Source organism: Streptomyces sp. NPDC051913, from assembly GCF_044593635.1.
GTDB lineage: Bacteria > Actinomycetota > Actinomycetes > Streptomycetales > Streptomycetaceae > Streptomyces.
The window spans coordinates 286,608-309,905 of record NZ_JBIUCI010000006.1 but is presented as its reverse complement, the minus strand read 5'-3'; the positions used below and the strand labels follow the sequence as shown (position 1 = coordinate 309,905).

Sequence of the window (23,298 nt, the reverse complement as noted above, 5' to 3'; positions counted from 1 at the left end):
GCGGCTGCTTGGGGTGCCGGCGGCCCACCCCCCCCTGGTTGCGGGCGTTTTGGTTGTGGCGCGGGGGTGGGTTTGTCGGCGGCGCCCCCCAACCCCCCCACGCCCCCTGACAACCCGCCTACTTCTGCCTGATCCGCAGGAAGGTGACGGAGTTCGCCGGGAAGGTGTACGTGAACTTGTCGGCGACCCCGTCGAACGTGGACCTCACCGGCGCGACCGGAGTCTGCGTCTCGGTGTTCACCGCGTTCGCGTCGGCCGTCAGCGTGGTGACCCGGGCCTTGGACGCGACCTTCGCACCGCCGAGGTCGATGGCCGTGCGGGCCGCGGTGGCCTGCGCGTTGACGACCTTGACGATCAGGTCACCGGTCTTCTTGTCCAAGGTGGCGACCTGACGGAACGGCTCGGCCGGCTTGTCGTCGGTGAAGCTGCCCCACTCCTGGCCGTCGAGGTACAGGGTGACCTGGCGGCCGCGCACCTTCACGTCGATGTCGTAGGTGCGGCCCGTCTCGATCGTGCCGGCCTTGGAGATCAGCGTGGACTTTCCGCCGTCCACGGCCTGTTCGACGGCGGACTGGGTGTTGTTCCAGCCGCCCAGGTTCCACCAGTAGTAGTTGCCGGTGTCCTTGACGCCGAAGGCGACGAGGAAGCCCTCCTTGCCGGACTTCTTGGTGGCCTTCACCTTCAGGTCGTAGTCGTGCCAGTTGGTGTCACCGGCCGACACCATGGTGTTCTCGGCGGCGACGTCGGTCTGCACGTACTGCCCGTCCTGGACGCTCCAGCTGCCGCCGCCGGTGTGCGTCCACTTCGAGGCGTCACCGGAGAAGTCGTCGCTGAGCAGGGAGTTGCCGTCGGCGTCGGTGACCTGGACGTCGTCGTAGGCGGCGGTGGTCGCCCAGGTGGACAGGCCCACGGCACCGGTGAGGGGGCCGGTGAGCGAGGGGGTGCCGGTGGCGGTCGAGGGGACGACCCGGTCGCCGACGTTGTTCATGAACAGCTTCTGGACCTCGTAGTTGGCCGAGTTCCAGGCGGCGTGGTTGTTGAACCAGATCAGGTCCGGCCGCCACTGGACGTAATCCTCGTTGGCGAACAGCGGTGCGTACGAGGCGAGTTTGACGACGTCCGCGTTGCGTTCCAGGCCGGTCATGTACGCCGCCTCGGCGAGACCGTTCTTGAACGCGTTGCCCAGGGAGGCGTACTCGCCGAGGAAGACCTTGGGGCCGTTCCGGTCGTAGGCGTCGTAGCGGTCGTTGTTCTGCAGGAACCACTGGGTGCTGTTGTAGTAGTGCTCGTCGACCATGTCGACCTCGGCGTCCTTGTTCAGCTGCCACGCCGTGTCGAAGGTCGTGCCGGAGTCGTCCGGGCCGGAGTTGGAGATGACCTGGATGTCGGGGTACTTCGCCGCGATGGCGGCGCGGAACTCCTTGAACCGGGCGAAGAACGCCTCGGGCAGGTTCTCCTCGTTGCCGACCTCGATGTGGGTGAGGTGGAAGGGCTCGGGGTGGCCCATCCGGGCGCGCTTCTTGCCCCATTCGCTGGTCACCGGGCCGTTGGCGAACTCGATCAGGTCCAGGGTGTCCTGGATGTGCCGCTTGAGGAGCGCCTCGTCGTCGACGGCCTTGTTCTGGCCGCAGCCGGTCACCAGGGCCGGGACGACGGGCAGCGGCATGGCGCCGATGTCCTCGGAGAGACGGAAGTACTCGTAGTAGCCGAGGCCGTAACTCTGGTTGTAGCCCCAGAAGTTGGAGTTGGTGGCGCGCTCCTCGACCGGCCCGATGGTGTCCTTCCACTGGTACGAGCGCTTGCGCTGGTAGCCGGAGGCCTCGCTGTAGTCCTCCATGGAGCCGGTGTTGACCAGGCAGCCACCGGGGAAGCGGACGAAGCCGGGGTGCAGGGCCTCGATCTTCTCGGCGAGGTCCTTGCGCAGGCCGTTGGACTCGTTCCGGTAGGTGTCGCGCGGGAAGAGGGACACCATGTCCAGTGCGGTCGCGGCGGAGGAGCCGACGGTCAGGCGCCCTGCGCTGCTGGTGCGGGTCGCGGTGAAGGTGGCCTTGTACTTGGCCCAGCCGCTTTTCGTCACGGCCACCTGGCGGGCGGTGGCGAGGCTGCCGTCGGCGTCCTGGAGGGTGACCGTGAGGGTCGTGCCGGCCGCGGCGCGGGCCCACACCGAGAAGTCGTACCGCTTGCCCTCCTCGACGCTGACGCCGGTGTTGTAGCCCGCGTTCGTGACGGACGAACCGGCGCCCAGGGAGAGGTAGGCGCGGTTGCGGGCGTTCAGGCGCCCGTCGTCGCTCACGACCTGGCCGGTGCCGTCGACCGTCCAGGAGGTCAGGGGCGTGTACGACTTGTTGTCGTCGGTGGAGTACTCGAAGGACCGGTTCTGCACGAGCTCGGCGTACAGACCGCCGTCGGCGGCCCGGTTGATGTCCTCGAAGAAGACGCCGTACATCGTGTCGTCGATCTTCGCGCCCTTGGCGGCGGGGTCGACGGTGATGGCGTAGTCGGTGACGTCCTCGGCGTGGGCGGGGGCGGGGATGAGGCCGGCCGCCGCCAGGAGGGCGGTGGCGGCTATGCCGTATCTCCAGCGGGTGCGTGACATGAATACTCCGCGGCTCGATGTTCGAAATCCCAGACGCTGATCAGCACTTCGAACGGCAAGATAGGGAGGGGGTTCCGGAGCGTCAATGGGTCGCGGGGTTTCGAAAGTGTCGGAAGGGAAGCAGGAATGAAAGATTTCTGGCCAGTGCCGGATGTACTGGCGCATCTGGCCGGAAGCTGGAGAGTGGTGCGCTCCGTACGCGACCTGGCGAGCGGAGGGGAAGGGGAGTTCTCCGGCACGACGGTTTTCAGCCCTCTGGAGGGCGGCGGCCTTCTGCACCACGAGTCCGGCACCTTCACCTGGCAGGGTGTCCCGCGCCCCGCCGAACGGACACTGCGCTTCCTACCGGGTCCCCGCCCAGGGACGGCGGACGTCCGCTTCGCCGACGGCCGCCCCTTTCACGACCTGGACCTGACGACCGGCCGGCATGTCACCGACCATCCGTGCTCGGCGGACCTCTACCGCGGTGAGTTCAGCGTCCTGGACGCCGACCACTGGCGGACGGCGTGGCGGGTGGGCGGCCCCGCCAAGGACCTGGTGCTCACGACCGACTACGCCCGAGACGACTGAGTCGACGCCCCGTCGAAGCGCAGGTTCCAGCGGCCCGCGTGGCCGGTGAGGGTGGTCGTCGACAGGGGGCGCACGTCGATGTTCCAGTAGGTCGCCGGGGGCGCCTTCAGGGCGTACACCAAGGCCGCCCGGACCACCGAGGGTTCGGCCACGGCGACGATCCGGCCGCCGTCGCCCACGGGACGGGTGTCGAGCCAGCCGCCGACGCGGGTGATGAACGCCAGCAGCGACTCACCGCCGTGCGGAACGCCGCGCGGGTCGGCGAGCCAGGCGTCCACCGCCTCCGGCTCGCGCGCCATCGCCTCGCCCAGCGTCAGCCCACGCCAGCGGCCCATGTCGCAGTCCCGCAGGGCGAGTTGCACGAGCGGGGCGTAGCCGAGGGCGTCGCCGGTGGCGCGGCTGCGCGGGGTCGGCGAGCAGTAGCGCAGCTCGGCGGCGGCCAGGGGCAGCAGCTCCTGTGCGGCGCGCTGCACCTCGTCCCAGCCGGCCTGATCGAGGGGCCGGTCGTCCTCGAAGCGTTCCGCGAGCAGCGGGGAGCTGCGGGCCGCGGCGACGAATGTGACCCGGAGTGCCATGCGGTGATGGTGAGTGGAGAAAGTACGCAGGTCAAGGGGTGTTACCCCGGAGTTACGCCGAGGTCGGGACGGGGCCGGACAAGTCACCTGAAACGAGGAGGCCTAGTAGAGGTAGGCCATCCACTGCTCCGGCCTGGCGAGCGGCGCGAACCCCACCTTCTCGTACACCCCGTGCGCGTCGTGCGTGGCCAGCAGGATGCGCCGCAACCCGTCCTCCCGCAGGTGCTCGCGCACCGCCTCGACCAGTGAGGTGCCGATCCCCTTGCCCCGCACGGTCGGATCGACGTACACATCGCACAGCCACCCGAAGGTCGCCCGGTCGGTGATCACCCGGGCATACGCCACCTGCTCCCCCGAAGCCGTGTCGTACACCCCGAAGTTGAGCGACCCGGCGATCGCCCGGTCCTGCTTCTCGCGGGTGCGCCCGAGCGCCCAGTACGCGTCGGTGGACAGCCACCGGTGCACCCGCCCGGCGTCGATGCGGTCGGGGTCGGTGGAGATCTCGTAGCCGGTGGCGAGGTCGCTCATGGCGGGATCCTCGCAGGGGGCGGCGGTCAGGGGCGAACGGTTTCCGCCCCGGTCCCCCGGAGCACCTCGTCGTACGCCGTACGAAGCCGTCGTACCCCTTCCGCGATCTCCCCCGCCCCCGCGACCGCCGCGAAGCTCAACCGGAGGTGGCCCGCGGGGGGTTCGGCGCTGAAGTACGGGCGGCCCGGGGTGATGGCGACGCCCGCGCGCAGGGCGGCGGCCGTGAGGGCGGGTTCGGGCATGCCCTCGGGCAGGCGCAGCCAGAGGTGGTATCCGCCGGACGGGATGTGGGGCAGGGCGAGTTCGGGGAGGTTCAGGCGCAGGGCCGAGGTCATGGTGTCGCGGCGGGTCCGCAGGGCGGCGGAGATCGAGCGGAGGTGGCGGGGCCAGGCCGGGGAGCCGACCAGTTCCAGTGCCGCCTCCTGGAGGGGCCTCGGCACGAAGAAGGTGTCGACGACCTGGATGGCGCGCAGCCGTTCCAGGACCGGTCCCCGGGCGGCGAGCGCGCACACGCGGAAGCTCGGCGAGGTCGCCTTCGTCAGCGAGCCGACGTGCACGACGACCCCGTCCGCGTCCTCCGCGGCGAGCGGGCGCGGGAGTGCGCCCGCGTCCTCGTGCACGAGCCGTCGGACGAAGTCGTCCTCGACGACGAACGCGCCGGCCTCGCGCGCGATCCGCAGCACCTCGCCGCGGCGCTCGGGGGCGAGGACGGCGCCGGTCGGGTTCTGGAAGAGGGGCTGGCAGATGAAGACGCGGGCGCCGGTGGCCCGGAAGGCGTCGGCGAGCAGTTCGGGGCGCACCCCGTCCGCGTCCACCGGGACGGGCACCGGACGCAGTCCCGCCGCCCGCGCGATCGCCAGCATGCCCGGATACGTGGGCGATTCGACGAGCACCGGGGCCCCGGGGGTCGCGAGCGCGCGCAGGGCGATCGTCAGCGCCGACTGGCCGCCCGCGGCGATGAGGACCTCGGCCGCGCTCACGGCCCCGCCGATGCCTCGCGCGAACCACTCACGCAGCTCCACCAGCCCCTCCAGCGGCGGCCGACCCCAGGCGCCGGGGCGGCGGGCGGCCCGGGAGAGCGCGGCGGCGAGGGCCTGCTCGGGCTGGAGCGAGGGGTGCAGATAGCCGCCGGTGAACTCGATGACGCCGGGCGGCGGCGCGGCCAGTGAGACCACGACTCCGGACGCGTCCACCGAGCGTGGCACGAGGTCGGTTGCGGCGTCCGCGCTCAGGGACACCTCCTGCCAGGAGGTGTCGCCGGCCGGGGCGGGCGTCGTCGTGCGCGGGTGGGCCCGGAACGCTCCGGCGCCGGGACGGGTCACCACCAGGCCCTCGGCGGCCAGCTGGGCCAGGGCGCGGGAGACGGTCACCGGGCTCACCCGGTACTGCTCGACGAGAGCCCGACTCGACGGGAGCTTTCCACCAGGTGAGTAGCGGTTCAGCTCCTGCCGCAGCCGTTCCGCCAGGTCACCGACGCTGCTACGCTCTTGCATGAGAGTACAGAGTAGCGCTACCGCCCCGATCACGATAGCGGTCGACACCCAGCCGTCCCGGGCGACCGGGACCCTCCTCGCCGCGCTCGGTGTCGTCGCCTTCTCGCTCACCTTCCCCTCGACCGCGTGGGGCCTGGAGGGCTTCGGACCGTGGTCGCTGGTCGCCGTGCGGTCCGTCCTCGCCGCGCTGATCGCCGGGGTCTGTCTGCTCGCCCTGCGCGTTCCCGTGCCCGACCGGCGGCACTGGGCCGGGCTCGCGGTCGTCGCCGCCGGGGTCGTCGTCGGCTTCCCGCTGCTCACCACCCTCGCGCTCCAGACCTCCACCACCGCGCACGCCGCTGTCGTGGTCGGGCTGCTCCCGCTCACCACCGCGCTGTTGTCCGCCCTGCGCATGGGCACCCGCCCGTCCCGCACCTTCTGGGCGGCCGCCGGCGCCGGTGCCTCCGCGGTCGTCGCCTTCACCGTCCAGCAGAGCGGCGGCGCCCTCACCACCGCCGACCTCTATCTCTTCGGCGCGCTGCTGGTGTGCGCGGCCGGCTACACCGAGGGCGGCCGGCTGGCCCGGGTCATGCCGGGCTGGCAGGTCATCGGCTGGGCGCTGGTCATGTGCCTGCCGTTCAGCGTGCCCGCCGCGGTCACGGCGTTGTCGTACGAGCCCGTCCAGCTGACGCTCCACAGCGTGAGCGGTCTGCTCTGGGTCTCGGCGGGCTCGCAGTTCCTCGGTCTGGTCGTCTGGTACCGGGGCATGGCGGCGATCGGCATCCCGAAGGCCAGCCAGTTGCAGTTGGCCCAGCCGCTGCTCACACTGGTGTGGTCGGTGCTGCTGCTCGGCGAGCACCTGACGGTGGCCGCCCCGCTGACGGCCGCGGCGGTGCTGGTCTGCATCGCGGTGACCCAGCGGGCCCGAGGCTGAGCGGCGTGCACGCACCGGTCCCATCCGGGCCCCGCGCCGTAGACTCAAGGCCACGGACCGCTGCTCCCGTACGTGGTGAGGAGGCCCTCCAGATGCGTGCAACCGTGGGCGACCAGCTTGTCCAGCACGGCAGGGTGGTCGGACAGCACGACAAGGTCGGCGAGATCGTCGAGGTCATGGGCCAGCGGGGCAACCCCCCGTACCGCGTCCGTTTCGAGGACGGGCACGAGGGCGTGTGCTCACCCGGCCCCGACACCGAGATCCGACACCGGCAGCAGACCGGCCACTAGGGCCTCAGCTCGGGGGCTCCGAGGGCTCCTGGTAGTGGTCGGCGACCACCCGCGCCATGGCCCCGGCCGGGTCCGCCGCGACCTCGCGGGCGGCGAAGAAGACATGTCCGCGCACCTGAACCTGATCGGAAGCGAGCGCCAGGTGCCTCGACAGTTCGGCGGGGTCCTGCCAGGCGGCGGGCTGCGCCGGGTCACCGGCCTTGTAGAGGGCCTCGCCCACGTACAGCTTGGTCCTGCTCCCCCGCGCCTGCTTCGCCCACCAGGGCACGAGCTTGGCGTAGTCGGCGACGGAGAAGCCGATGTTCCAGTAGATCTGCGGGACGATGTAGTCGATCCAGCCCTCCCGGACCCATGTACGGGTGTCGGCGAAGACGTCGTCGTACGCCTGCATCGCCTTGGTGTCCGAGCCCAGCGGGTCCGTCGAGGCGTTGCGCCACACGCCGAAGGGGCTGATCCCGAACTGGGTGGTGGGCCGGATCTGCTTGATCCGCGCGGCCGTCTCCAGGACGAGCTTGTCGATGTTGGAGCGCCGCCAGTCCCCGCGGGTGTCGAAGCCGCCGCCGTACTTGTCGAAGGCCGCGTCGTCGTCGAAGGTCTGGCCCGCGACCGGATACGGGTAGAAGTAGTCGTCGAAGTGGACCGCGTCCACCGGGTACTTGTGCACCGCGTCCAGGATGGCGTTCTCGACGAAGGCGCGGACCTTCGGCAGCCCGGGGTTGTAGTACAGCCTGCCGCCGTACGGCACCACCCAGTCCGGGTGCACTCGGGCGGGGTGGGAGGCGACGAGCTTCGTCGGGTCGGCGTGGTTGGCGATCCGGTACGGGTTGAACCAGGCATGCAGCTCCAGACCACGGGCGTGGGCCTCCTCGACCGCCGTGCCGAGCGGGTCCCAGCCGGGGGCCTTGCCCTGGGTGCCGGTGAGCACCTGCGACCAGGGCTCGTACGACGAGGGCCACAGCGCGTCCGCCGTCGGCCGCACCTGGAGGATCACCGTGTTCAGCCGGCGCTGCACGGCCCGGTCGAGCAGCTTGACCAGCTCGGCCCGCTGCTGTGCGGCGGTCAGCCCCGTCCTCGACGGCCAGTCGCGGTTGGCCACGCTCGCCACCCACACCCCCCGCATCTCCCCCGGCCCCCGGCGCCGGGGGGACTGCGCCCCGCCCGCCATCGCCGCGTTCGCCGCGAGCGCGCCGCCGCCCGCCGTGAGAGCCGACAGGGCCGTCACCGCGAACGCCCGCCGCGACAGCCGTGACTTCCGATGCATCCTCAACCGAACCTCCGTGCGCCGTCTGCTCGCGGTCAGCCTGCCATCCGGCCCCCCGGCATGCGATCAACGACCGCCGAAGGGAACGTGCAGGTTCGGGGCGGGCTTCGAGTGAGGCGGGCGGCCCGGCGGCGAGCCGCCCCGCGCGCCCCACGGACCACGGATCCGCTAGACCTCCGGCGGATCCGCCGTCGAGCATGCCCGACCCGCGCGATCGATCATCGATACTTTCCAGTAACGTGCACGAACGGAGCAGGCTGCGAACCACGCGGGTCCTGCCGGATTCGTAGATCTGCGAAGGGGACGATGTGACCGACATCGAGCGCGTCGGAGTGGTGGGCTGCGGCCAGATGGGAGCGGGCATCGCCGAGGTGTGCGCCCGTTCCGGACTGGACGTGAAGGTCGCCGAGACCACGGGTGAGGCCCTGGAGATCGGCCGTACCCGGCTGCTGAACTCCCTGACCAAGGCCGCCGAGCGCGGCAAGATCAGCGAGGAGGAGCGGGACTCCGCCCTGGCCCGGCTCTCCTTCACCACCGACCTCGGCGAGTTCGCCGACCGCGACCTGGTGATCGAGGCGGTCGTGGAGAACGAGCAGGTGAAGACCGAGATCTTCCAGGTGCTCGACCAGGTGGTGACCCGCCCGGACGCGATCCTCGCCTCCAACACCTCCTCCATCCCCCTGGTGAAGCTGGCGGTCGCCACCTCGCGGCCCGACCAGGTCATCGGCATCCACTTCTTCAACCCCGCCCCGGTGCAGAAGCTCGTCGAGCTGATCCCGGCCCTCACCACCTCCGAGGGCACCATCAGCCGCGCCCAGGGCTTCGCCGAGAAGCTGCTCGGCAAGCACGCGATCCGGGCCCAGGACCGCTCCGGCTTCGTGGTGAACGCCCTGCTCGTGCCGTATCTCCTGTCCGCCATCCGGATGTTCGAGTCGGGCATCGCCGGCCGCGAGGACATCGACAACGGCATGGAGATGGGCTGCGCCCACCCGATGGGCCCGCTGAAGCTGTCCGACCTGATCGGCCTGGACACGATCGTCTCCATCGCCAACTCGATGTACGACGAGTACAAGGAGCCCCTGTACGCCGCTCCCCCGCTGCTCCAGCGCATGGTGGACGCCGGCCGCCTGGGCCGCAAGACCGGTTCCGGCTTCTACACCTACGGCTGAACGGCTCTCGGCCGATTGCACAGTGCCCGTTCCAGGGTGCTGGTCACACAGTGCGACGGACACGGGCCCGGCACTCCTCGGAGCGCCGGGCCCGCCGTATTCACACACCGTGTGCGCGCCGGGCACGCATATGCCCGTCGCACACGCTCCCCACGCGTCCACCAGGGGAGTTGACTCCTCATGCGCATGCAAGGGATGTGACGACTACGGAAAGGAGCGGACACGTGACCGCCGACCCGGAGCATCCCGTGGTCCATGGAGAACTCGCAGAGTTACGCCGCCGCCTCGATGTCGCGTACGCGCGTGTCGAGGGAGGGCTCGCGCTGCTCAGCCATCGCACGGAGGAGACGGACAAGGAGGTCGACGACCTCAGTTCACGGATCGTCGCGCTGGAGCACGCCCGTTGGCCGCTTCCCGCGGTCGCGGCCGTCACGGCCGTGGGCGCGCTCGTCGTCGCGGTCTGGCAGGCCCTCGGGCACTAGGCACCGGGACGTGGTGGGGGATCAGGGCAAGACGTCCTGCCCGAGCCTGAGATGGTGCAGCAGGAGTAACGCGGCCGCCATGTTGGCGGCCGGGACCTCTCCGCGGGCGACCATGTCGGGGACGAGCTTGAGGGGGACCCATTCCCGGCGGTCCGACTCGAAGTCGTCCACGGGGTGCCCGACGTACTCGCCCTCCTCGGCCCAGTAGACGTGGTGCCGGGCGTCGGTGAGTCCGTTGGACGGTTCCACGCTCATGAGGTGGTGCAGCGGGCCCGGCCGCCAGCCGGTCTCTTCCTCGAGTTCCCTGGCGGCCGCGCTCGCGATGTCCTCGCCGTCCTCGACGACACCCGCGGCCAGTTCCCACCCCCAGCTGTCGGTGATGAAGCGGTGGCGCCACAGGAGAAGGACCTCGTTGGCCTCGTTCACCACCGTGGCCACGGCGACGGGCCGCAGCCGTATCAGGAAGTGGTCCAGGTGCCGCCCGTCCGGCAGTTCCACATCTGCCAGGTTGACGGTGAACCAGCGGTTTGCATACACAGTTTGTTCGTTCTGTTTCGTCCACTGCACGGTTCTGCCACCTTCCGTCGAGTAAGTGGCAATATCGCAGCAGGGACGGTGGGTGTAGGTGCTCAGGAACCTGCCTACAGCGGTACGCGCAGTGCTCCGTCGATGAGTTCGGCTGCCTCGGTCGTGCCCGCGCAGCCGCTGCGGACCAGGTGTTCGCGCACCGCCCTGAGTCTGTCGCGCAGTCGCTGCGACTCCATTCCGCGGGCCTGCTCGGCCATCTGCACCGCGGTGGCCACCGCCTTGTCGGCGTTGCCCCGGCGCAGCTCGATCGTGCTGAGCATCGCGAGCCGGTGCACCCGGCCCCGGTCGTGCGCGGGATTGTCCACAGCCGCCGCGGCATGCTCCCCCGCCGCCACCAGTTCGCCGAGACTGAGCAGCGCCTCCGCCACCTGGACGTTGACCAAGCCCGGCTGGACATAGCCCGTTTCGTCAGGTTCGTAACCGCGCCGGATGCGTTCGGCGGCCTGCTCGGCACGCCGGATGCAGGACAACGCGCTCGTACCGTCGCCGAGGTGCGCGTACGCCTTCGCCTGCATCGCGTACAGGTCGGAGGCGAGGGCCGGGGTGATGTGCTTGCCCGCGGCCCGTAGCGCGGCCTCCGCGAAGGCCACGGCCTGCCGGTGCTCGCGCATGAACAGCGCCTGGTTGACGAGCAGCGCGATCACATAGGCGCCAAGTCCCCGGTCCCCACTGGCCTTCGCCAGCCGCAGCGCCTGGTGGAAGTACCGCTGGGCGAGTCCGTGCGCGTCGGAGTCGTACGCGCAGATCCCCGCGATCGCCACCAACCCGCCGGTGGCCCGGTGCAGTTGGCGCCCGGTGGCGTCGGTGTAGCTGCCGCGCAGTAACGGCGCCGCCTCGGCGTTCAGGAACCCGACGATCCGGGTACGGGTCGCTATCCCGCCCGCCTTGCGGTACATCTGCTCGTAGTGCGTCCGGGCGGCCCGCAGCATCTCCAGGTCGCCGGCGGTCACCCGATGCCGCCCACCGCGCGACACATCGACGTCCTCGGGCGGGTTCTCCCACTCCCACACCGGCATGACGGCGGGCGTGCCGGTGACCGCGGGGGCGCCCAGGATGTGCGGGCGCTGCTGCTCGTCGGAGCGCCACAGGGCGGTGGCCCGCTCCACGAAGCCGGACAGCGAGGTCGTGTGCGGGGTGGAGGGCTCACCGGGGACACCGAGGCCGATGTCGTCGAGGGTGACGGTGCGGTGCAGCCGGGCGGCGAGCACCTCGCACATCAGGTCGGGCACCTGGCCGCGGGGCCGCTGGCCCTTCAACCAGCGGGCCACGGCGGTGTGTTCGTACCGGAGCGCGAGCCCGCGCGCCCGTCCCGCCTGGTTCACGTGTGCGGCCAACCCCGCGTGCGAGATCCCCGCCTCGTCCAGGATCGCGTCGAGCAGAGTATTGGGCTGCATATATGCCCCCCGGGTGGCTCGGTGCCGTCAGAGTAGTGGGTGTGTCTTCACACGGGGTGTGAACGGAGTGCTCGAATCCGTAGCGTGCGCGCACTGTCGCGGAGAGTTTCCAGCCGGTTGACTGAAATGCCTCGCAAGAGGCCGGCCGGGCCGCCGGCTCCCCCTCGTACAGTGCGGCGGCCCGATTCCGCGCCGTCCGCCCAGCTGCCTGCCCGACACTCCGTGGCGGGGCGGACGGCAGCCGCCGGCTTGGCCCGAGCGACTGAACGCCGTTGGGATCAAAGGTGCGTTGTCGGCTGCGGGTGCGATGTGGCTGGTCGCGCAGTTCCCCGCGCCCCCAGAGGACGTCGCTGTGAACGGTCGTTGCGAAGCACCAGTAAGGCAATGTCGTCCGCCGGGGTTCCTGTCACGTGATGCAGGAGGCCCGCGAAGACCGCGCCCAGGAGGGACTGAGGGGGTTGGTCCGCAGCCTTCTCAAGGGCCTCCCTCAGGGAGAAGAACCGGCCGTTCGCGTCCCTCGCGTCCTCGGCTCCGTCCGTGTGGAGGACGAGGGTCTCGCCGGGGAGGAGGTGGCCGCAGGGCAGCGCGGGCAGGTGGGGCGGCAGCGGGAACGGCCCGAGCGGAGGGAGGGGATCCGCTCGGGTGAGGGGGTCGACCCGGGGGCCGCTGAGGAGGTACGGCCAGGGGTGACCGCAGTTGAGCGCGTAGAGCGCTCCGTCCTCGCGGATCTCCAGCAGGAGTACGGTGACGAACTCCTCGGCGACGGCCGGCTCGGTGCGGGCCCGCTCGCGCAGATGCCGGGCGTGCGCCCGCTCAAGCCGCCGTAGGACACAGCCGAGTTCTGCCTCGTCGTGCACGGCCTCACGGAAGCTGCCCAGGACGGCGGCGGCCGTGCCGATGGCCGCGAGCCCATGGCCCCGCACATCACCCATGACCGCGCGGACGCCGTGCTCGGTGGCGACGACCTCGTAGAGATCGCCGCCCACGGATGCGCCCCGGTCCGCGGACAGCTGGGCCGCGGCGATGTCCAAGCCGTCGATCCGCGGGGGCAGCGGCCGCAGCAGTGCGCTCTGGGCGGCCCCGGCGACCTGCCGGATCTGCCGCAGCTCACGCACCAGCGCCTTGCGGACGTGGAGTATCAGCCCGGTGCCGACGGCGAAGAAGACGGCACTGGTGGCCAGCCGCGCCTCGAACCCGGTCTGCTGGGCGAGCGGGCAGGTCATCTTGTAGGTGATCGCCACGGCGCCCCAGGCGGTGGGCAACCCCAACGCCAGCACCCTGCGGGGAACCCGACCCCTGATACGGATCATGCCGATGGCCCCCCATATAGGCCCAGACAGCGGAATCGGACCGACCCCGAGAGGCCGGTCCGATTCTGTCGAGCCATGGCCCGGATGGGCCAGATCACTGGGAGTTCTCACTCAAACGAGTGAGGTAACGGATTTCTCAGCCGCGCAGGACGGCTCCGGTCCGCTCCCCCGCCAACGCCACCGCCGCATCCCGCGCAGCCGACGCCTCATCAACCGTCAGCGTCCGATCCCCGGCACGGAACCGCAGCGCATACGCCAGCGACTTCTTCCCGTCCCCCAACTGCTCGGCGTTCTCATACACGTCGAACAGCCGAATAGCCTCCAGCAAGGAACCCGCGCCGTCCCGCAGCGCCGCCTCGACGTCCGCATGCGGTACGAACTTGTCGACCACCAGCGCCACATCCTGCGTAGCGACAGGGAACGTGGAGATGCTCGGCGCCTGGGGCGTGTCGTCGCCGACGGCCTCCAGCGCGTCCAGGTCCAGCTCCATCGCGGACGTACGCGCGGGCAGACCGAAGGCCTTCACCACGCGCGGGTGCAGCTCACCGGCATGACCGACGACCTTCTCCGCGCCCTCGGCGACGACCACCAGCTCGGCGCAGCGTCCCGGATGCCACGGCCCGTACTGACCGCCGCGGACGAGCAGTTCGACCCCGGCCTCACGGGCGACCGCCCGCGCCGCCTCGATGGCGTCGGCCCAGTCCACCGGACGGCCCTTGCCCCACCAGCCGGCCTGCTCGCGCGCCCCGGCGAGGACCGCGGCGACATGGCGCGGCTGCTCGGGCAGCGCGGCGTTCAGGTCTTCGATCTCCTCGTCGGTGGGCCGCCGGTCCACCGGCAGTGCGGCGGCGGCCTTCTGCTCCGCGCGCGGCAGGAACACCAGACCCGTCTCGAAGAGGGCCAGGTCGTGCGAGCCCCGGCCGTCGTTGCGCCGCAGAGCACCCAGCAGGCCCGGCAGCAGCGACGTACGGAGCGCGGGCTCCTCGTCGTTGAGCGGGTTGGTCAGCTTGACGACACGGCGGGCCGGGTCGGCGGCCTCCAGCAGCAGCTGGTCGAAGACCTGCTCGCCGATGAAGGGGTAGTTCGGCGCCTCGACGTACCCGGCACCGGCCAGTGCACGGCCGACGCGGCGGTGCAGCCGCTGGCGGTGGGTCAGGCCGCGACCCGACGGGGGCTTGGGCAGCGTGGAGGGCAGGTTCTCGTAGCCCTCCAGGCGGATGACCTCTTCGGCCAGGTCGTTGACCTCGGTGAGGTCGGGACGCCAGGACGGGACGGTGACGATCAGCTCGTCCTGCCCGTACACGTCACAGCCGACCTGCTGGAGCCGGCGTACGACGGTCTCACGGCCGTACTCCACGCCCGCGACCTTGTCCGGGTGGTCGGCCGGCACCGCGATCGTGTGCGGCGCGGACGGCGCGGCGACCTCGGTGACCCCGGCGTCGGCGGTGCCGCCCGCGAGGAGCACGAGGAGGTCGACCGTGCGCTGGGCCGCTGCCGCGGCGGCGGCCGGGTCGACGCCGCGCTCGAAGCGGCGGGACGCCTCGGAGGAGAGCTTGTGGCGGCGGGCCGTACGCGCGATCGACACCGCGTCGAAGTGCGCGGCCTCGATGACCACGTCGGTGGTGCCCTCGCCCTCCTCGTGGTCCGCGATCTCCGTGTTGGCGCCGCCCATGACGCCGGCGAGGCCGATGGGGCCGCGGTCGTCGGTGATGACGAGGTCCTCGGCGTGCAGCTTCCGCTTGGCGCCGTCGAGGGTGACGATCTCCTCGCCCTCGGCGGCCCGGCGGACGCCGATGGTGCCCTGGACCAGCGTGCGGTCGTAGGCGTGCAGCGGCTGGCCGAGCTCCATCATCACGTAGTTGGTGATGTCGACGGCGAGCGAGATCGGACGCATGCCGACCTTCTGGAGCCGGCGCTTCAGCCAGATCGGGGAGCGGGCCTCGGGGCTGAGGCCGCTGACCGTACGGGCCGTGAAGCGGTCGCAGCCGAGCGGCTCGGAGACCTGGACCGGGTAGCCGTAGGCGTTGGGGCCCGGGACGTCGAGGAGGGCCGGGTCGCGCAGCGGCAGGCCGTAGGCGATGGCCGTCTCGCGGGCGACGCCGCGGAGGGAGAGGCAGTCGCCGCGGTTGGCGGTGACGGCGATGTCCAGGACCTCGTCGACCAGTTCGAGGAGCTCGATGGCGTCCTTGCCGACCTCGGTCTCCGGGGGCAGCACGATGATGCCCTTGGTGCCGTCGTCGCCCATGCCCAGCTCGTCGCTGGAGCAGATCATGCCGTGGGACGTCTTGCCGTAGGTCTTGCGGGCGGCGATCGCGAAGCCACCGGGCAGTTCGGCGCCCGGGAGCACGACGACGACCTTGTCGCCGACGGCGAAGTTGCGGGCGCCGCAGACGATCTCCTGGGGCTCACCGGTGCCGTTGGCCGTGCCGACGTCGACCGTGCAGAAGCGGATCGGCTTCTTGAAGCCCTCCAGCTCCTCGATGGTCAGCACCTGGCCGACGACCAGGGGGCCCTTGAGGCCGTCGCCGAGCTGCTCGACGGTCTCCACCTCGAGGCCTGCCGAAATGAGCTTGGCCTGGACGTCACGCCCGGTCTGAGTCGCCGGCAGGTCGACGTACTCCCGCAGCCAAGAAAGCGGGACCCGCATCAGATCTCCATCCCGAACGGCCGGGTGAACCGGACGTCACCCTCGACCATGTCTCGCATGTCTTCGACGTTGTGGCGGAACATCAGCATCCGCTCGATGCCGAACCCGAAGGCGAATCCGCTGTACTTCTCGGGGTCCACGCCGCAGGCCTTGAGGACCTTCGGGTTGACCATGCCGCAGCCGCCGAGCTCGATCCAGCCCTCGGAGGAGCAGGTGCGGCAGGGGCGGTCGGGGTTGCCGACGGACTCGCCGCGGCACACGTAGCAGACCATGTCCATCTCGGCGGACGGCTCGGTGAAGGGGAAGAAGTTCGGCCGCAGCCGGGTCTTCATGCCCTCGCCGAACAGGGCCTGGACCATGTGGTCCATGGTGCCCTTGAGGTCGGCCATGGTGAGGCCCTCGTCGACGGCGAGCAGCTCGACCTGGCGGAAGACCGGGGTGTGGGTCGCGTCCAGCTCGTCGGTGCGGTACACGACGCCGGGACAGATCACGTACACCGGCAGCTCTCGGCTGAGCAGCGAGCGGATCTGGACCGGCGAGGTGTGGGTGCGCAGGACGACGCCGGACTCGGTGCCGCCCTGAGGGCCCTGCACGAAGAAGGTGTCTGCCTCACCGCGCGCCGGGTGGTCCGGGCCGATGTTGAGGGCGTCGAAGTTGAACCACTCGGCCTCGACCTGCGGGCCCTCGGCGACCTCGTAGCCCATGGCCACGAAGACGTCCTCGATGCGCTCGGACAGGGTGGTGAGCGGGTGGCGGGCGCCGGCCGGTACCCGGTCGTACGGCAGCGTGACGTCCACCGCCTCCTCGACCAGCACGCGGGCGTCGCGCTCTTCCTCCAGCTCGGCCTGGCGGCCGGCGAGCGCCTTGTTCACGGCGCCGCGGGCCTGTCCGACGAGCTTCCCGGCTGCGGCCTTGGCCTGCGGGGGCAGCGCGCCGATCTCGCGGTTGGCGAGGGCCAGCGGCGAGGCGCCGCCGGTGTGGGCGACCTTGGCCTCCTGGAGCGCGTCGAGGGAGCCCGCGGCGGCGAAGGCGGCGAGCGCCTCGTCCCGCATGCGCTCGATCTCTTCCGGTTTCAACGCCTCGACCTCTACAGGGTCGTACGACTTATTCGGTGCCGACATCTCTTCCCGTGCTTCCGATTGGCTGGCTGAAGGTCCCCTAGACCGGCGCTGGTGGCCGTGTGCAGGACACAAAGGTGCCAAAGGCCGAGTCTAACGGGGTGGAGGTATACGGATGCGCCCGCGGGCACTCAGGTCAGATAGGCCGGAGTGCTCACGGGCAACGTAAATCGGAACTCGGCGCCGCCGCCGGGGCCGCGGCCGACCGTGATGGCACCGCCGTGGGCCTCGACGATGCCCTTGACGATGTACAGCCCGAGGCCCGTGCCGCCGCGCTTGCTGCCCCGCCAGAAGCGGGTGAAGACGCGGTTCATGGACTCCTCCGGGATGCCGGGCCCCTCGTCGCTCACGGTGACCGATGTGCCGATGTCCTCCCCTTCCCGGGGGGACGCGGCGGGCGTGACGTCAATCGTGACCGTTCCCTCGCCGTGGCGCACGGCATTTTCCAGCAGGTTGCTGAGTACCTGGTCGATCTTGTCGGGGTCGGCCCAGAGCTGCGGCAGCGGCTGCTGGATGCGGAGCAGGAACCGGTCGGCGGTCTGGCCCGCGGCCACGTACGCCTGGATGTGCCGTCCGACGGCCGCCCCGATGTCGACGGGCTGGCGCCGTACTTCGAGGCGCCCCGAGTCGATCCGGGAGATGTCGAGCAGCTCGGCGATGAGCCGGGTGACCCGGTCGGCGTCCGCGTCGACGGTCTCCAGCATGAGCCGTTTCTGGTCGTCGGTGAACCGTTCCCACTTGGCGAGCAGGGTCGCGGTGAAGCCCTTGACGGAGGTGAGCGGGGAGCGCAGCTCGTGGGCGACGGTGGCGATGAGTTCGGCGTGGCTGCGCTCGGTGCGGCGCCGGGCCTCGGTGTCGCGCAGACAGACGACCACCCGGGAGACGGGGCCGGTGGGCTCGGCGCGGACGTACTGGACGGTGACCAGCACCTCGCGTCCGCCCGGGAGCAGCAGGTTCCGCTCGGGCTGCCGGCTCCGGATGGCGAGGCCGCCGTACGGGTCGGTCAGCTGCCACCAGCGTCGCCCCTCCAGGTCCTCCAGCGGCAGGGCCTTGTCGAGGCGGCGGCCGAGGGCTTCAGCGGCGGGGACGGCGGTGATGCGCTCGGCGGCGGCGTTGAAGCAGAGGACCCGGCCCTGTTCGTCGGCGACGACGAGTCCGTCGGGCAGCATGTCGGGGTCGATGCCGAGTCCGGCGAGATCACCGGGGGCGGACGCGGGACCCTGCCGCACGTCCCGGTCACCCGGTGCGCTGCTCGTGCCGACACTCATCCCCGTACCCCACCTCTCATGACGCTGAGGGGCCCCGAGCTGGTCACCCTACTAGCTCTCGGTGACGGAGCGGCACCCTCCGGAGGCGCGCTGTGCACGGGCCGACGCGTAGAGACATACGGCGGCGGCGGTCGCGAGGTTCAGGCTCTCGGCCTTCCCGTGGATCGGGACGCGCACCACGGCGTCCGCGAGGGCGCGGGTCTCCTCCGGGAGCCCCCACGCCTCGTTGCCGAACACCCAGGCGGTCGGCCCGCCCATGGTGCCCTGGTCGAGTTCGTCGTCGAGATCGTCGGTCCCGGCCCCGTCCGCGGCGAGGATCCGCACCCCGGCGTCCTTGAGTCCGGCCACCGCTTCCTCGACGGGCACCCCGACGGCGACCGGCAGATGGAAGAGCGATCCCACGGAGGCCCGTACGGCCTTGGGGTTGTAGAGGTCCACGGAGGCGTCGGTCAGTACGACGGCCTCGGCGCCGGCGGCGTCCGCGCACCGCAGCACGGTGCCGGCGTTCCCGGGGTCGCGCACGTTGGCGAGCACCGCGACGAGCTGGGGGCGGGCGGCGAGGATCTCCGCGAAGGGCGTGTCCAGGAACCGGCACACCCCGACGAGCCCCTGCGGGGTGACGGTGGTGGAGATGTCGGCGATGACGTCCTCGGAGGCGAGGTGCACCCGCGCTCCGACGGCACGGGCCTCGCCGATGATGTCGCCGTACCGCTCGGCGGCCTCGACGGTGGCGAACAGCTCCACCAGACCGTGTCCGGCGGCCTCCCGCACGGCCTGCGGCCCCTCGGCCAGGAACAGCCGCTCCTTGCCCCGGAAGTTCCGCTTGGCGAGCCGCCGGGCGGCGGAGACGCGGGGGGAACGGGGGGAGATCAGCTCGGGGCCGGCATCGGCGGGCATGGGGCTCACTTTCGGAGAACTACACAACAGGACCCGCAAGCCCGAAAGCCTGCGGGTCCCTCATGTCACGTCGGCTCGAAGCCAGTGCTTACGTCACGCGGCCTTGGGGGCGTTGACGTCGGCCGGCAGGGCCTTCTGCGCGACCTCGACCAGCGCGGCGAACGCGGTGGCGTCGTTCACGGCCAGCTCGGCCAGGATCTTGCGGTCGACCTCGATGTTCGCGGCCTTCAGACCCTGGATGAAGCGGTTGTACGTGATGCCGTTGGCGCGGGCAGCGGCGTTGATGCGCTGGATCCACAGCTGACGGAAGTCGCCCTTGCGCTTCTTGCGGTCGTTGTAGTTGTAGACCAGCGAGTGGGTGACCTGCTCCTTGGCCTTGCGGTACAGGCGCGAACGCTGACCGCGGTAGCCGGAGGCGGCTTCGAGGATCGCCCGGCGCTTCTTGTGGGCGTTGACTGCCCGCTTGACGCGTGCCACTTTTTAACTCCTTGTAGCGGGGCCGTGGTTGGACTCACACGACCCGGAAATCGATTGGGTCCCGGTCTGGAGGGGGGTCAGGCGCTCGGCGCCCGACCTCACTTGCCGAGAAGCTTCTTGATCTTCGCGGCGTCGCCCGGGGCCATCTCGGCGTTGCCGGTGAGGCGACGCGTCAAGCGGGACGACTTGTGCTCGAGGTAGTGGCGCTTGCCGGCACGCTCACGGAGCACCTTGCCGGAGCCGGTGATCTTGAAGCGCTTGCTGGCACCGCTGTGCGACTTGTTCTTCGGCATAGCGCCGTTCTCTCCTCTGGGTGGCGCCCCGGTGCCCGGTCGTGAAACCGGGCACGGTGGAGCGTCGCTCTTGTATCGGTTATGTCCTCGGGACTCGCGTCCCTGGGATCACGCCTCGGCCGGAGCCTCGGCCTGCACCTCGGCGGCCTCAGGAGTCTCAGAAGCCTCGTCGACGTGCGTCTCCGCGGCGTTCTGCGACTTGCCAGGGTTGGCCTTCGCGTCAGCCTTACGGGCTTCCTGCGCCTGCCGGGCCTCGGCCATCGCCTCGGTCTTCTTCTTGTGCGGACCGAGAACCATGATCATGTTTCGGCCGTCCTGCTTCGGGTTCGATTCCACGAAACCGAGGTCCTGGACGTCCTCCGCGAGACGCTGCAGCAGTCGGTAGCCGAGTTCCGGCCGGGACTGCTCGCGACCACGGAACATGATCGTGATCTTGACCTTGTCGCCCTGCTTGAGGAACCGGACGACGTGACCCTTCTTGGTGTCATAGTCGTGCGGGTCGATCTTCGGCCGGAGCTTCATCTCCTTGATGACCGTGTGCGCCTGGTTCTTGCGCGCCTCACGGGCCTTCATGGCCGACTCGTACTTGAACTTCCCGTAGTCCATGAGCTTGCAGACCGGCGGTCGGGCGTTCGCCGCCACCTCGACCAGGTCGAGGTCGTACTCCTGCGCAAGCTCCAGGGCCTTGGCAAGCGGGACAATCCCGACCTGCTCGCCGCTGGGACCGACAAGTCGCACCTCGGGAACGCGAATCCGGTCGTTGATGCGGGGCTCGGTGCTGATGGATCCTCCTTGGTAGCACCATACGGCGGTCTGGCGGACAGCCGCGTACGTCTCTTTACGTAGGACCTAACCGCACCGAAGCACAAAAAATGCCCCGGACGATCACATGAGGGGGCTCCAAAGCACTACCGGAGCACCGCCACGATGACCGCGGGGCGCAAACTCGGGCGACTCCATCGTCCGTACGGAACGATGGCGGCCGCCTGACCGGGTGACCCGCCGCCCCGGGGGGCGGTCAGGTGGGAGATCGGAGCCTCCACTTGTGGGCCGGACACGTGAGTATCCAGCCGGTCGTCACACAAGGTTAGCAGCAACCCGGGGGTGGTGCGAACCGGTGTGCACCGGGGCCTATCGTGTGGGACATGAGTGACACCCCTCCCGCTGACTCCCCCGACTTCGACGAGATGACCCGCGACATCGCCGAGGTCCCCGCCGTCGAGGTGATCGTGACGGTCGCCGTGAACCTGATGAGCGCCGCCGCGGTGAAGCTCGGTCTGACCGAGGAGGGCGACAAGTACAAGGACCTGGACGAGGCCCGCAAGCTGATCCACGCCCTCGCCGGCCTCCTCGACGGCAGCGCGACCGAGATCAGCTCCTTCCACGCGGCCCCGCTCCGCGACGGCCTGAAGTCGCTCCAGCTGGCGTTCCGCGAGGCCTCGATCGTCCCGGACGAGCCGGGCCAGGGCCCGGGCGAGAAGTACACCGGTCCCGTCTACGGCTAGGTCACCCGCGTACGTACAAGGGCTCGCCCGGAGGCGTCGCCCCGACCGGCAGCAGTGCCAGGTCGAGGCCGTGCACCAGGCGGGCCCTCAGTGTTCCGTCGGCGGCGATCCGCTCGGCGACGGCGCGGGCGGCCTCGGCCGGGGGCGCCGACGGGTCGAGTACGAGGGCCAGGGTGCCGTCGGCCGGGCCGGGGCCGAGATGGGCGCGGAGCACGGACGGCTCGGCGGCCACCGCTTCCCGTACCGCCGCCACGACCGCCGGATCGGCGAGCGGGTCGGCCGTCGTACGGCCCTCGGCGAGGGCGAGCAGCGCCGGGCCCGTCAGTTCGAACGGCACCGGTCCGGCCATGTCCAGCAGCACGGTGTCCGCCTTCTCGTGCGCGGCGGCCTGGAGCGCCTGGTGCAGGGGTACGGCGACGGGGCGGGCCGCCGGGTCCCAGCGGGCCAGCGAGTCCGTGGAGGTGAAGGCCGGCAGCGCGGTCCGGGGTCCGGCCTTCAGGGTCGGCACCGCCATGTCGCTGGTCTTCTCGCGGCGCAGTCCGTTCTCGTCCTCCTCGACCTCGCCGAGCACGGCCACGACGGGGACGAGCAGCCGGGCGCCCTTGAGCGCCTCCAGCACGGGTCCCACGGCGCTGCGGTCCCCGGCCCAGTCGGCGAGCGCCGCGCTCAGCCGGGGGTCGGCGGAGCCGTCGTCGTCGGAGAAGCCGGGGTCGGGAATGTTCTTGTTCGCCACGGTCACCGACCCTATAGGGGGGATGCTGCTGCCCTTGTGCGGGCCCTGAAACGCACGCGTGACCGTCTTCACCGGAATCTCAGATTTCCCTGACGCACATCTAACGTCCGTCTAACGGTGCGCACAGTCGGCGGCCCGAGCATCGCGGGTATGGAGTCCTCCAGAGCCCGCCGGAGCCGCCGCGGCCGTCCGTCCCGGCGCCGCCCCTTCCTCTACACCGCCCTCGCCTCCGTGGCCGTCGTCGGCGGTACGGCCGCCGGGACGGTGTATGTGAAGGCGCAGGCGCACTCCGGTGCCGCGCCCGTATCGTCGTCGGCGTCGTCGAGCCCGACGGCGAACACGCCGAGCGAGGAGGCGTCCGTGAAGCCCGTGGCGGTACCGGCCGTGGACTACGACGCGCTGCTCGCCGACGCGATGGACGCGGTGACCGTGCCGGACGACGCGGACACGTCGGTGGCCGTGCTCGACCTGGCCTCCGGGGACAGCGCCACGTACGGCGACGGCGCCTTCGACACGGCGAGCATCGTCAAGGTCGACATCCTGGCGACGCTGCTGCTCCAGGCGCAGGACGAGGACCGTCATCTCACGGCGGCGGAGAAGACGTACGCCACCGCGATGATCGAGAACAGCGACAACACCGCCGCGTCGGCGCTGTGGCGGATCATCGGCAAGGCGGACGGGCTGGACGCGGCCAACGAGCGGTTCGGGCTGACGGGCACGGAGGGTGGTGACGGCATGTTGTGGGGACTGACGCAGACCACCGCCGCCGATCAGCTCACCCTGCTCCAGCAGGTGTTCGGGGACGACTCGGAGCTGAGCGAGGCATCGCAGACCTACCTCCAGGGGCTGATGGGGCAGATAGCCACCGACCAGCACTGGGGGGTGTCGGCCGCGGCCGACGGCTCTTCGTGGGCGCTGAAGAACGGGTGGCTGCCGCGTAGTGCGACCGGGCTGTGGGACATCAACAGCATCGGGCGGGTGACGGCTTCGGACGGGGACGAGTATCTCGTCGTCGTTTTGTCGAACGGCAACGCGACGAAGGAGAAGGGGATCTCGTTGGTGGAGTCGGCGGCGAAGGCTGCGGTGTCGGTGTTTGCGGGTTGAGAGTGCCTCGTCGGGTAGTCAGCGGGGTGCGGGTGCGTTGTGGCTGGTCGCGCCGTTCCCCGCGCCCCTGGGGCGTTGCCCACGCCG

The 23,298-nt window shown here is 70.7% G+C and carries 23 protein-coding genes; 7 read left to right on the top strand and 16 right to left on the bottom strand.

Features of this window, described 5'->3' with window-relative positions; translation table 11 throughout:
* Window positions 1–118: 118 nt before the first annotated feature.
* Window positions 119–2,596 carry an alpha-L-arabinofuranosidase C-terminal domain-containing protein gene (locus ACIHIX_RS20720; protein ID WP_399958061.1) on the bottom strand — a complete coding sequence of 826 codons (2,478 nt, stop codon included), beginning with the start codon at window positions 2,594–2,596 and terminating at the stop codon, window positions 119–121.
* A gap of 126 nt (window positions 2,597–2,722) precedes the next feature.
* Between ACIHIX_RS20720 and ACIHIX_RS20715 the strand changes: the two genes are divergently transcribed.
* Window positions 2,723–3,166, top strand: coding sequence for a DUF6314 family protein (locus ACIHIX_RS20715; RefSeq protein WP_399958058.1), 444 nt, complete (start codon window positions 2,723–2,725; stop codon window positions 3,164–3,166).
* On the opposite strand, the gene ACIHIX_RS20710 is transcribed toward ACIHIX_RS20715, so the two are convergent.
* The 3 genes from ACIHIX_RS20710 to ACIHIX_RS20700 all read right to left on the bottom strand — a co-directional run bounded on the left by ACIHIX_RS20710 (window position 3,148) and on the right by ACIHIX_RS20700 (window position 5,762).
* Window positions 3,148–3,741, bottom strand: coding sequence for a histidine phosphatase family protein (locus tag ACIHIX_RS20710; protein WP_399958055.1), 594 nt, complete (start codon window positions 3,739–3,741; stop codon window positions 3,148–3,150). The genes ACIHIX_RS20715 and ACIHIX_RS20710 overlap by 19 nt on opposite strands.
* Before the next feature lie 102 nt (window positions 3,742–3,843).
* Window positions 3,844–4,269, bottom strand: a complete 426-nt coding sequence (locus ACIHIX_RS20705) for a GNAT family N-acetyltransferase (RefSeq protein ID WP_399958052.1) — start codon at window positions 4,267–4,269, stop codon at window positions 3,844–3,846.
* A gap of 26 nt (window positions 4,270–4,295) precedes the next feature.
* The gene (locus ACIHIX_RS20700) at window positions 4,296–5,762 is read right to left on the bottom strand and encodes a PLP-dependent aminotransferase family protein (protein WP_399958049.1); all 1,467 of its coding nucleotides are present in this window, start codon (window positions 5,760–5,762) and stop codon (window positions 4,296–4,298) included.
* Here ACIHIX_RS20700 and ACIHIX_RS20695 point away from each other — a divergent pair.
* Window positions 5,761–6,675, top strand: a complete 915-nt coding sequence (locus tag ACIHIX_RS20695) for a DMT family transporter (RefSeq protein ID WP_399958046.1) — start codon at window positions 5,761–5,763, stop codon at window positions 6,673–6,675. The genes ACIHIX_RS20700 and ACIHIX_RS20695 overlap by 2 nt on opposite strands.
* A 92-nt stretch (window positions 6,676–6,767) precedes the next feature.
* Window positions 6,768–6,965, top strand: coding sequence for a DUF1918 domain-containing protein (locus ACIHIX_RS20690; protein ID WP_399958043.1), 198 nt, complete (start codon window positions 6,768–6,770; stop codon window positions 6,963–6,965).
* 4 nt (window positions 6,966–6,969) lie between these two features.
* Here ACIHIX_RS20690 and ACIHIX_RS20685 read toward each other — a convergent pair whose 3' ends face one another.
* Window positions 6,970–8,226, bottom strand: coding sequence for a glycoside hydrolase family 10 protein (locus ACIHIX_RS20685; protein ID WP_399958040.1), 1,257 nt, complete (start codon window positions 8,224–8,226; stop codon window positions 6,970–6,972).
* A 308-nt stretch (window positions 8,227–8,534) separates the two neighbouring features.
* Between ACIHIX_RS20685 and ACIHIX_RS20680 the strand changes: the two genes are divergently transcribed.
* Window positions 8,535–9,395, top strand: coding sequence for a 3-hydroxybutyryl-CoA dehydrogenase (locus tag ACIHIX_RS20680; RefSeq protein WP_399958038.1), 861 nt, complete (start codon window positions 8,535–8,537; stop codon window positions 9,393–9,395).
* Between the two features lie 224 nt (window positions 9,396–9,619).
* Window positions 9,620–9,877 carry a hypothetical protein gene (locus ACIHIX_RS20675; RefSeq protein ID WP_399958035.1) on the top strand — a complete coding sequence of 86 codons (258 nt, stop codon included), beginning with the start codon at window positions 9,620–9,622 and terminating at the stop codon, window positions 9,875–9,877.
* 21 nt (window positions 9,878–9,898) lie between these two features.
* Here the strand turns inward: ACIHIX_RS20675 and ACIHIX_RS20670 are convergent, their stop codons facing one another.
* The 10 genes from ACIHIX_RS20670 to infC all read right to left on the bottom strand — a co-directional run bounded on the left by ACIHIX_RS20670 (window position 9,899) and on the right by infC (window position 20,652).
* A complete protein-coding gene (locus ACIHIX_RS20670; RefSeq protein ID WP_399958032.1) occupies window positions 9,899–10,444 on the bottom strand; it encodes an NUDIX hydrolase in 546 nt (181 codons plus the stop codon).
* A gap of 74 nt (window positions 10,445–10,518) precedes the next feature.
* Window positions 10,519–11,859, bottom strand: coding sequence for a transcriptional regulator (locus ACIHIX_RS20665; RefSeq protein ID WP_399958029.1), 1,341 nt, complete (start codon window positions 11,857–11,859; stop codon window positions 10,519–10,521).
* A gap of 278 nt (window positions 11,860–12,137) precedes the next feature.
* Window positions 12,138–13,169, bottom strand: a complete 1,032-nt coding sequence (locus ACIHIX_RS20660; RefSeq protein WP_399958026.1) for a PP2C family protein-serine/threonine phosphatase — start codon at window positions 13,167–13,169, stop codon at window positions 12,138–12,140.
* 136 nt (window positions 13,170–13,305) lie between these two features.
* Window positions 13,306–15,816 (bottom strand): phenylalanine--tRNA ligase subunit beta, encoded by a 2,511-nt coding sequence (pheT, locus tag ACIHIX_RS20655; protein ID WP_399958024.1) that lies wholly within the window; start codon window positions 15,814–15,816, stop codon window positions 13,306–13,308.
* Window positions 15,816–16,937 (bottom strand): phenylalanine--tRNA ligase subunit alpha, encoded by a 1,122-nt coding sequence (gene pheS / locus ACIHIX_RS20650; protein WP_399958021.1) that lies wholly within the window; start codon window positions 16,935–16,937, stop codon window positions 15,816–15,818. The genes pheT and pheS overlap by 1 nt, the downstream gene beginning before the upstream one ends.
* Window positions 16,938–17,065: 128 nt before the next feature.
* Complete coding sequence (locus ACIHIX_RS20645) at window positions 17,066–18,202, bottom strand: ATP-binding protein (RefSeq protein WP_399958018.1); 1,137 nt, start codon at window positions 18,200–18,202, stop codon at window positions 17,066–17,068.
* A 51-nt stretch (window positions 18,203–18,253) separates the two neighbouring features.
* The gene (locus ACIHIX_RS20640) at window positions 18,254–19,099 is read right to left on the bottom strand and encodes a TrmH family RNA methyltransferase (protein WP_399958016.1); all 846 of its coding nucleotides are present in this window, start codon (window positions 19,097–19,099) and stop codon (window positions 18,254–18,256) included.
* Between the two features lie 93 nt (window positions 19,100–19,192).
* Window positions 19,193–19,576, bottom strand: coding sequence for a 50S ribosomal protein L20 (gene rplT, locus ACIHIX_RS20635; RefSeq protein WP_007380809.1), 384 nt, complete (start codon window positions 19,574–19,576; stop codon window positions 19,193–19,195).
* A 98-nt stretch (window positions 19,577–19,674) separates the two neighbouring features.
* The gene (rpmI, locus tag ACIHIX_RS20630; protein WP_329341167.1) at window positions 19,675–19,869 is read right to left on the bottom strand and encodes a 50S ribosomal protein L35; all 195 of its coding nucleotides are present in this window, start codon (window positions 19,867–19,869) and stop codon (window positions 19,675–19,677) included.
* A gap of 108 nt (window positions 19,870–19,977) precedes the next feature.
* Window positions 19,978–20,652 carry a translation initiation factor IF-3 gene (gene infC, locus ACIHIX_RS20625; protein WP_399958576.1) on the bottom strand — a complete coding sequence of 225 codons (675 nt, stop codon included), beginning with the start codon at window positions 20,650–20,652 and terminating at the stop codon, window positions 19,978–19,980.
* A gap of 362 nt (window positions 20,653–21,014) precedes the next feature.
* Between infC and ACIHIX_RS20620 the strand changes: the two genes are divergently transcribed.
* A complete protein-coding gene (locus ACIHIX_RS20620; RefSeq protein WP_399958012.1) occupies window positions 21,015–21,374 on the top strand; it encodes a DUF1844 domain-containing protein in 360 nt (119 codons plus the stop codon).
* 1 nt (window position 21,375) lies between these two features.
* On the opposite strand, the gene ACIHIX_RS20615 is transcribed toward ACIHIX_RS20620, so the two are convergent.
* A complete protein-coding gene (locus ACIHIX_RS20615; protein ID WP_399958010.1) occupies window positions 21,376–22,107 on the bottom strand; it encodes an SseB family protein in 732 nt (243 codons plus the stop codon).
* Between the two features lie 150 nt (window positions 22,108–22,257).
* Here ACIHIX_RS20615 and ACIHIX_RS20610 point away from each other — a divergent pair, with 150 nt between their 5' ends.
* Window positions 22,258–23,211, top strand: a complete 954-nt coding sequence (locus tag ACIHIX_RS20610; RefSeq protein WP_399958007.1) for a serine hydrolase — start codon at window positions 22,258–22,260, stop codon at window positions 23,209–23,211.
* Window positions 23,212–23,298 lie beyond the last annotated feature (87 nt).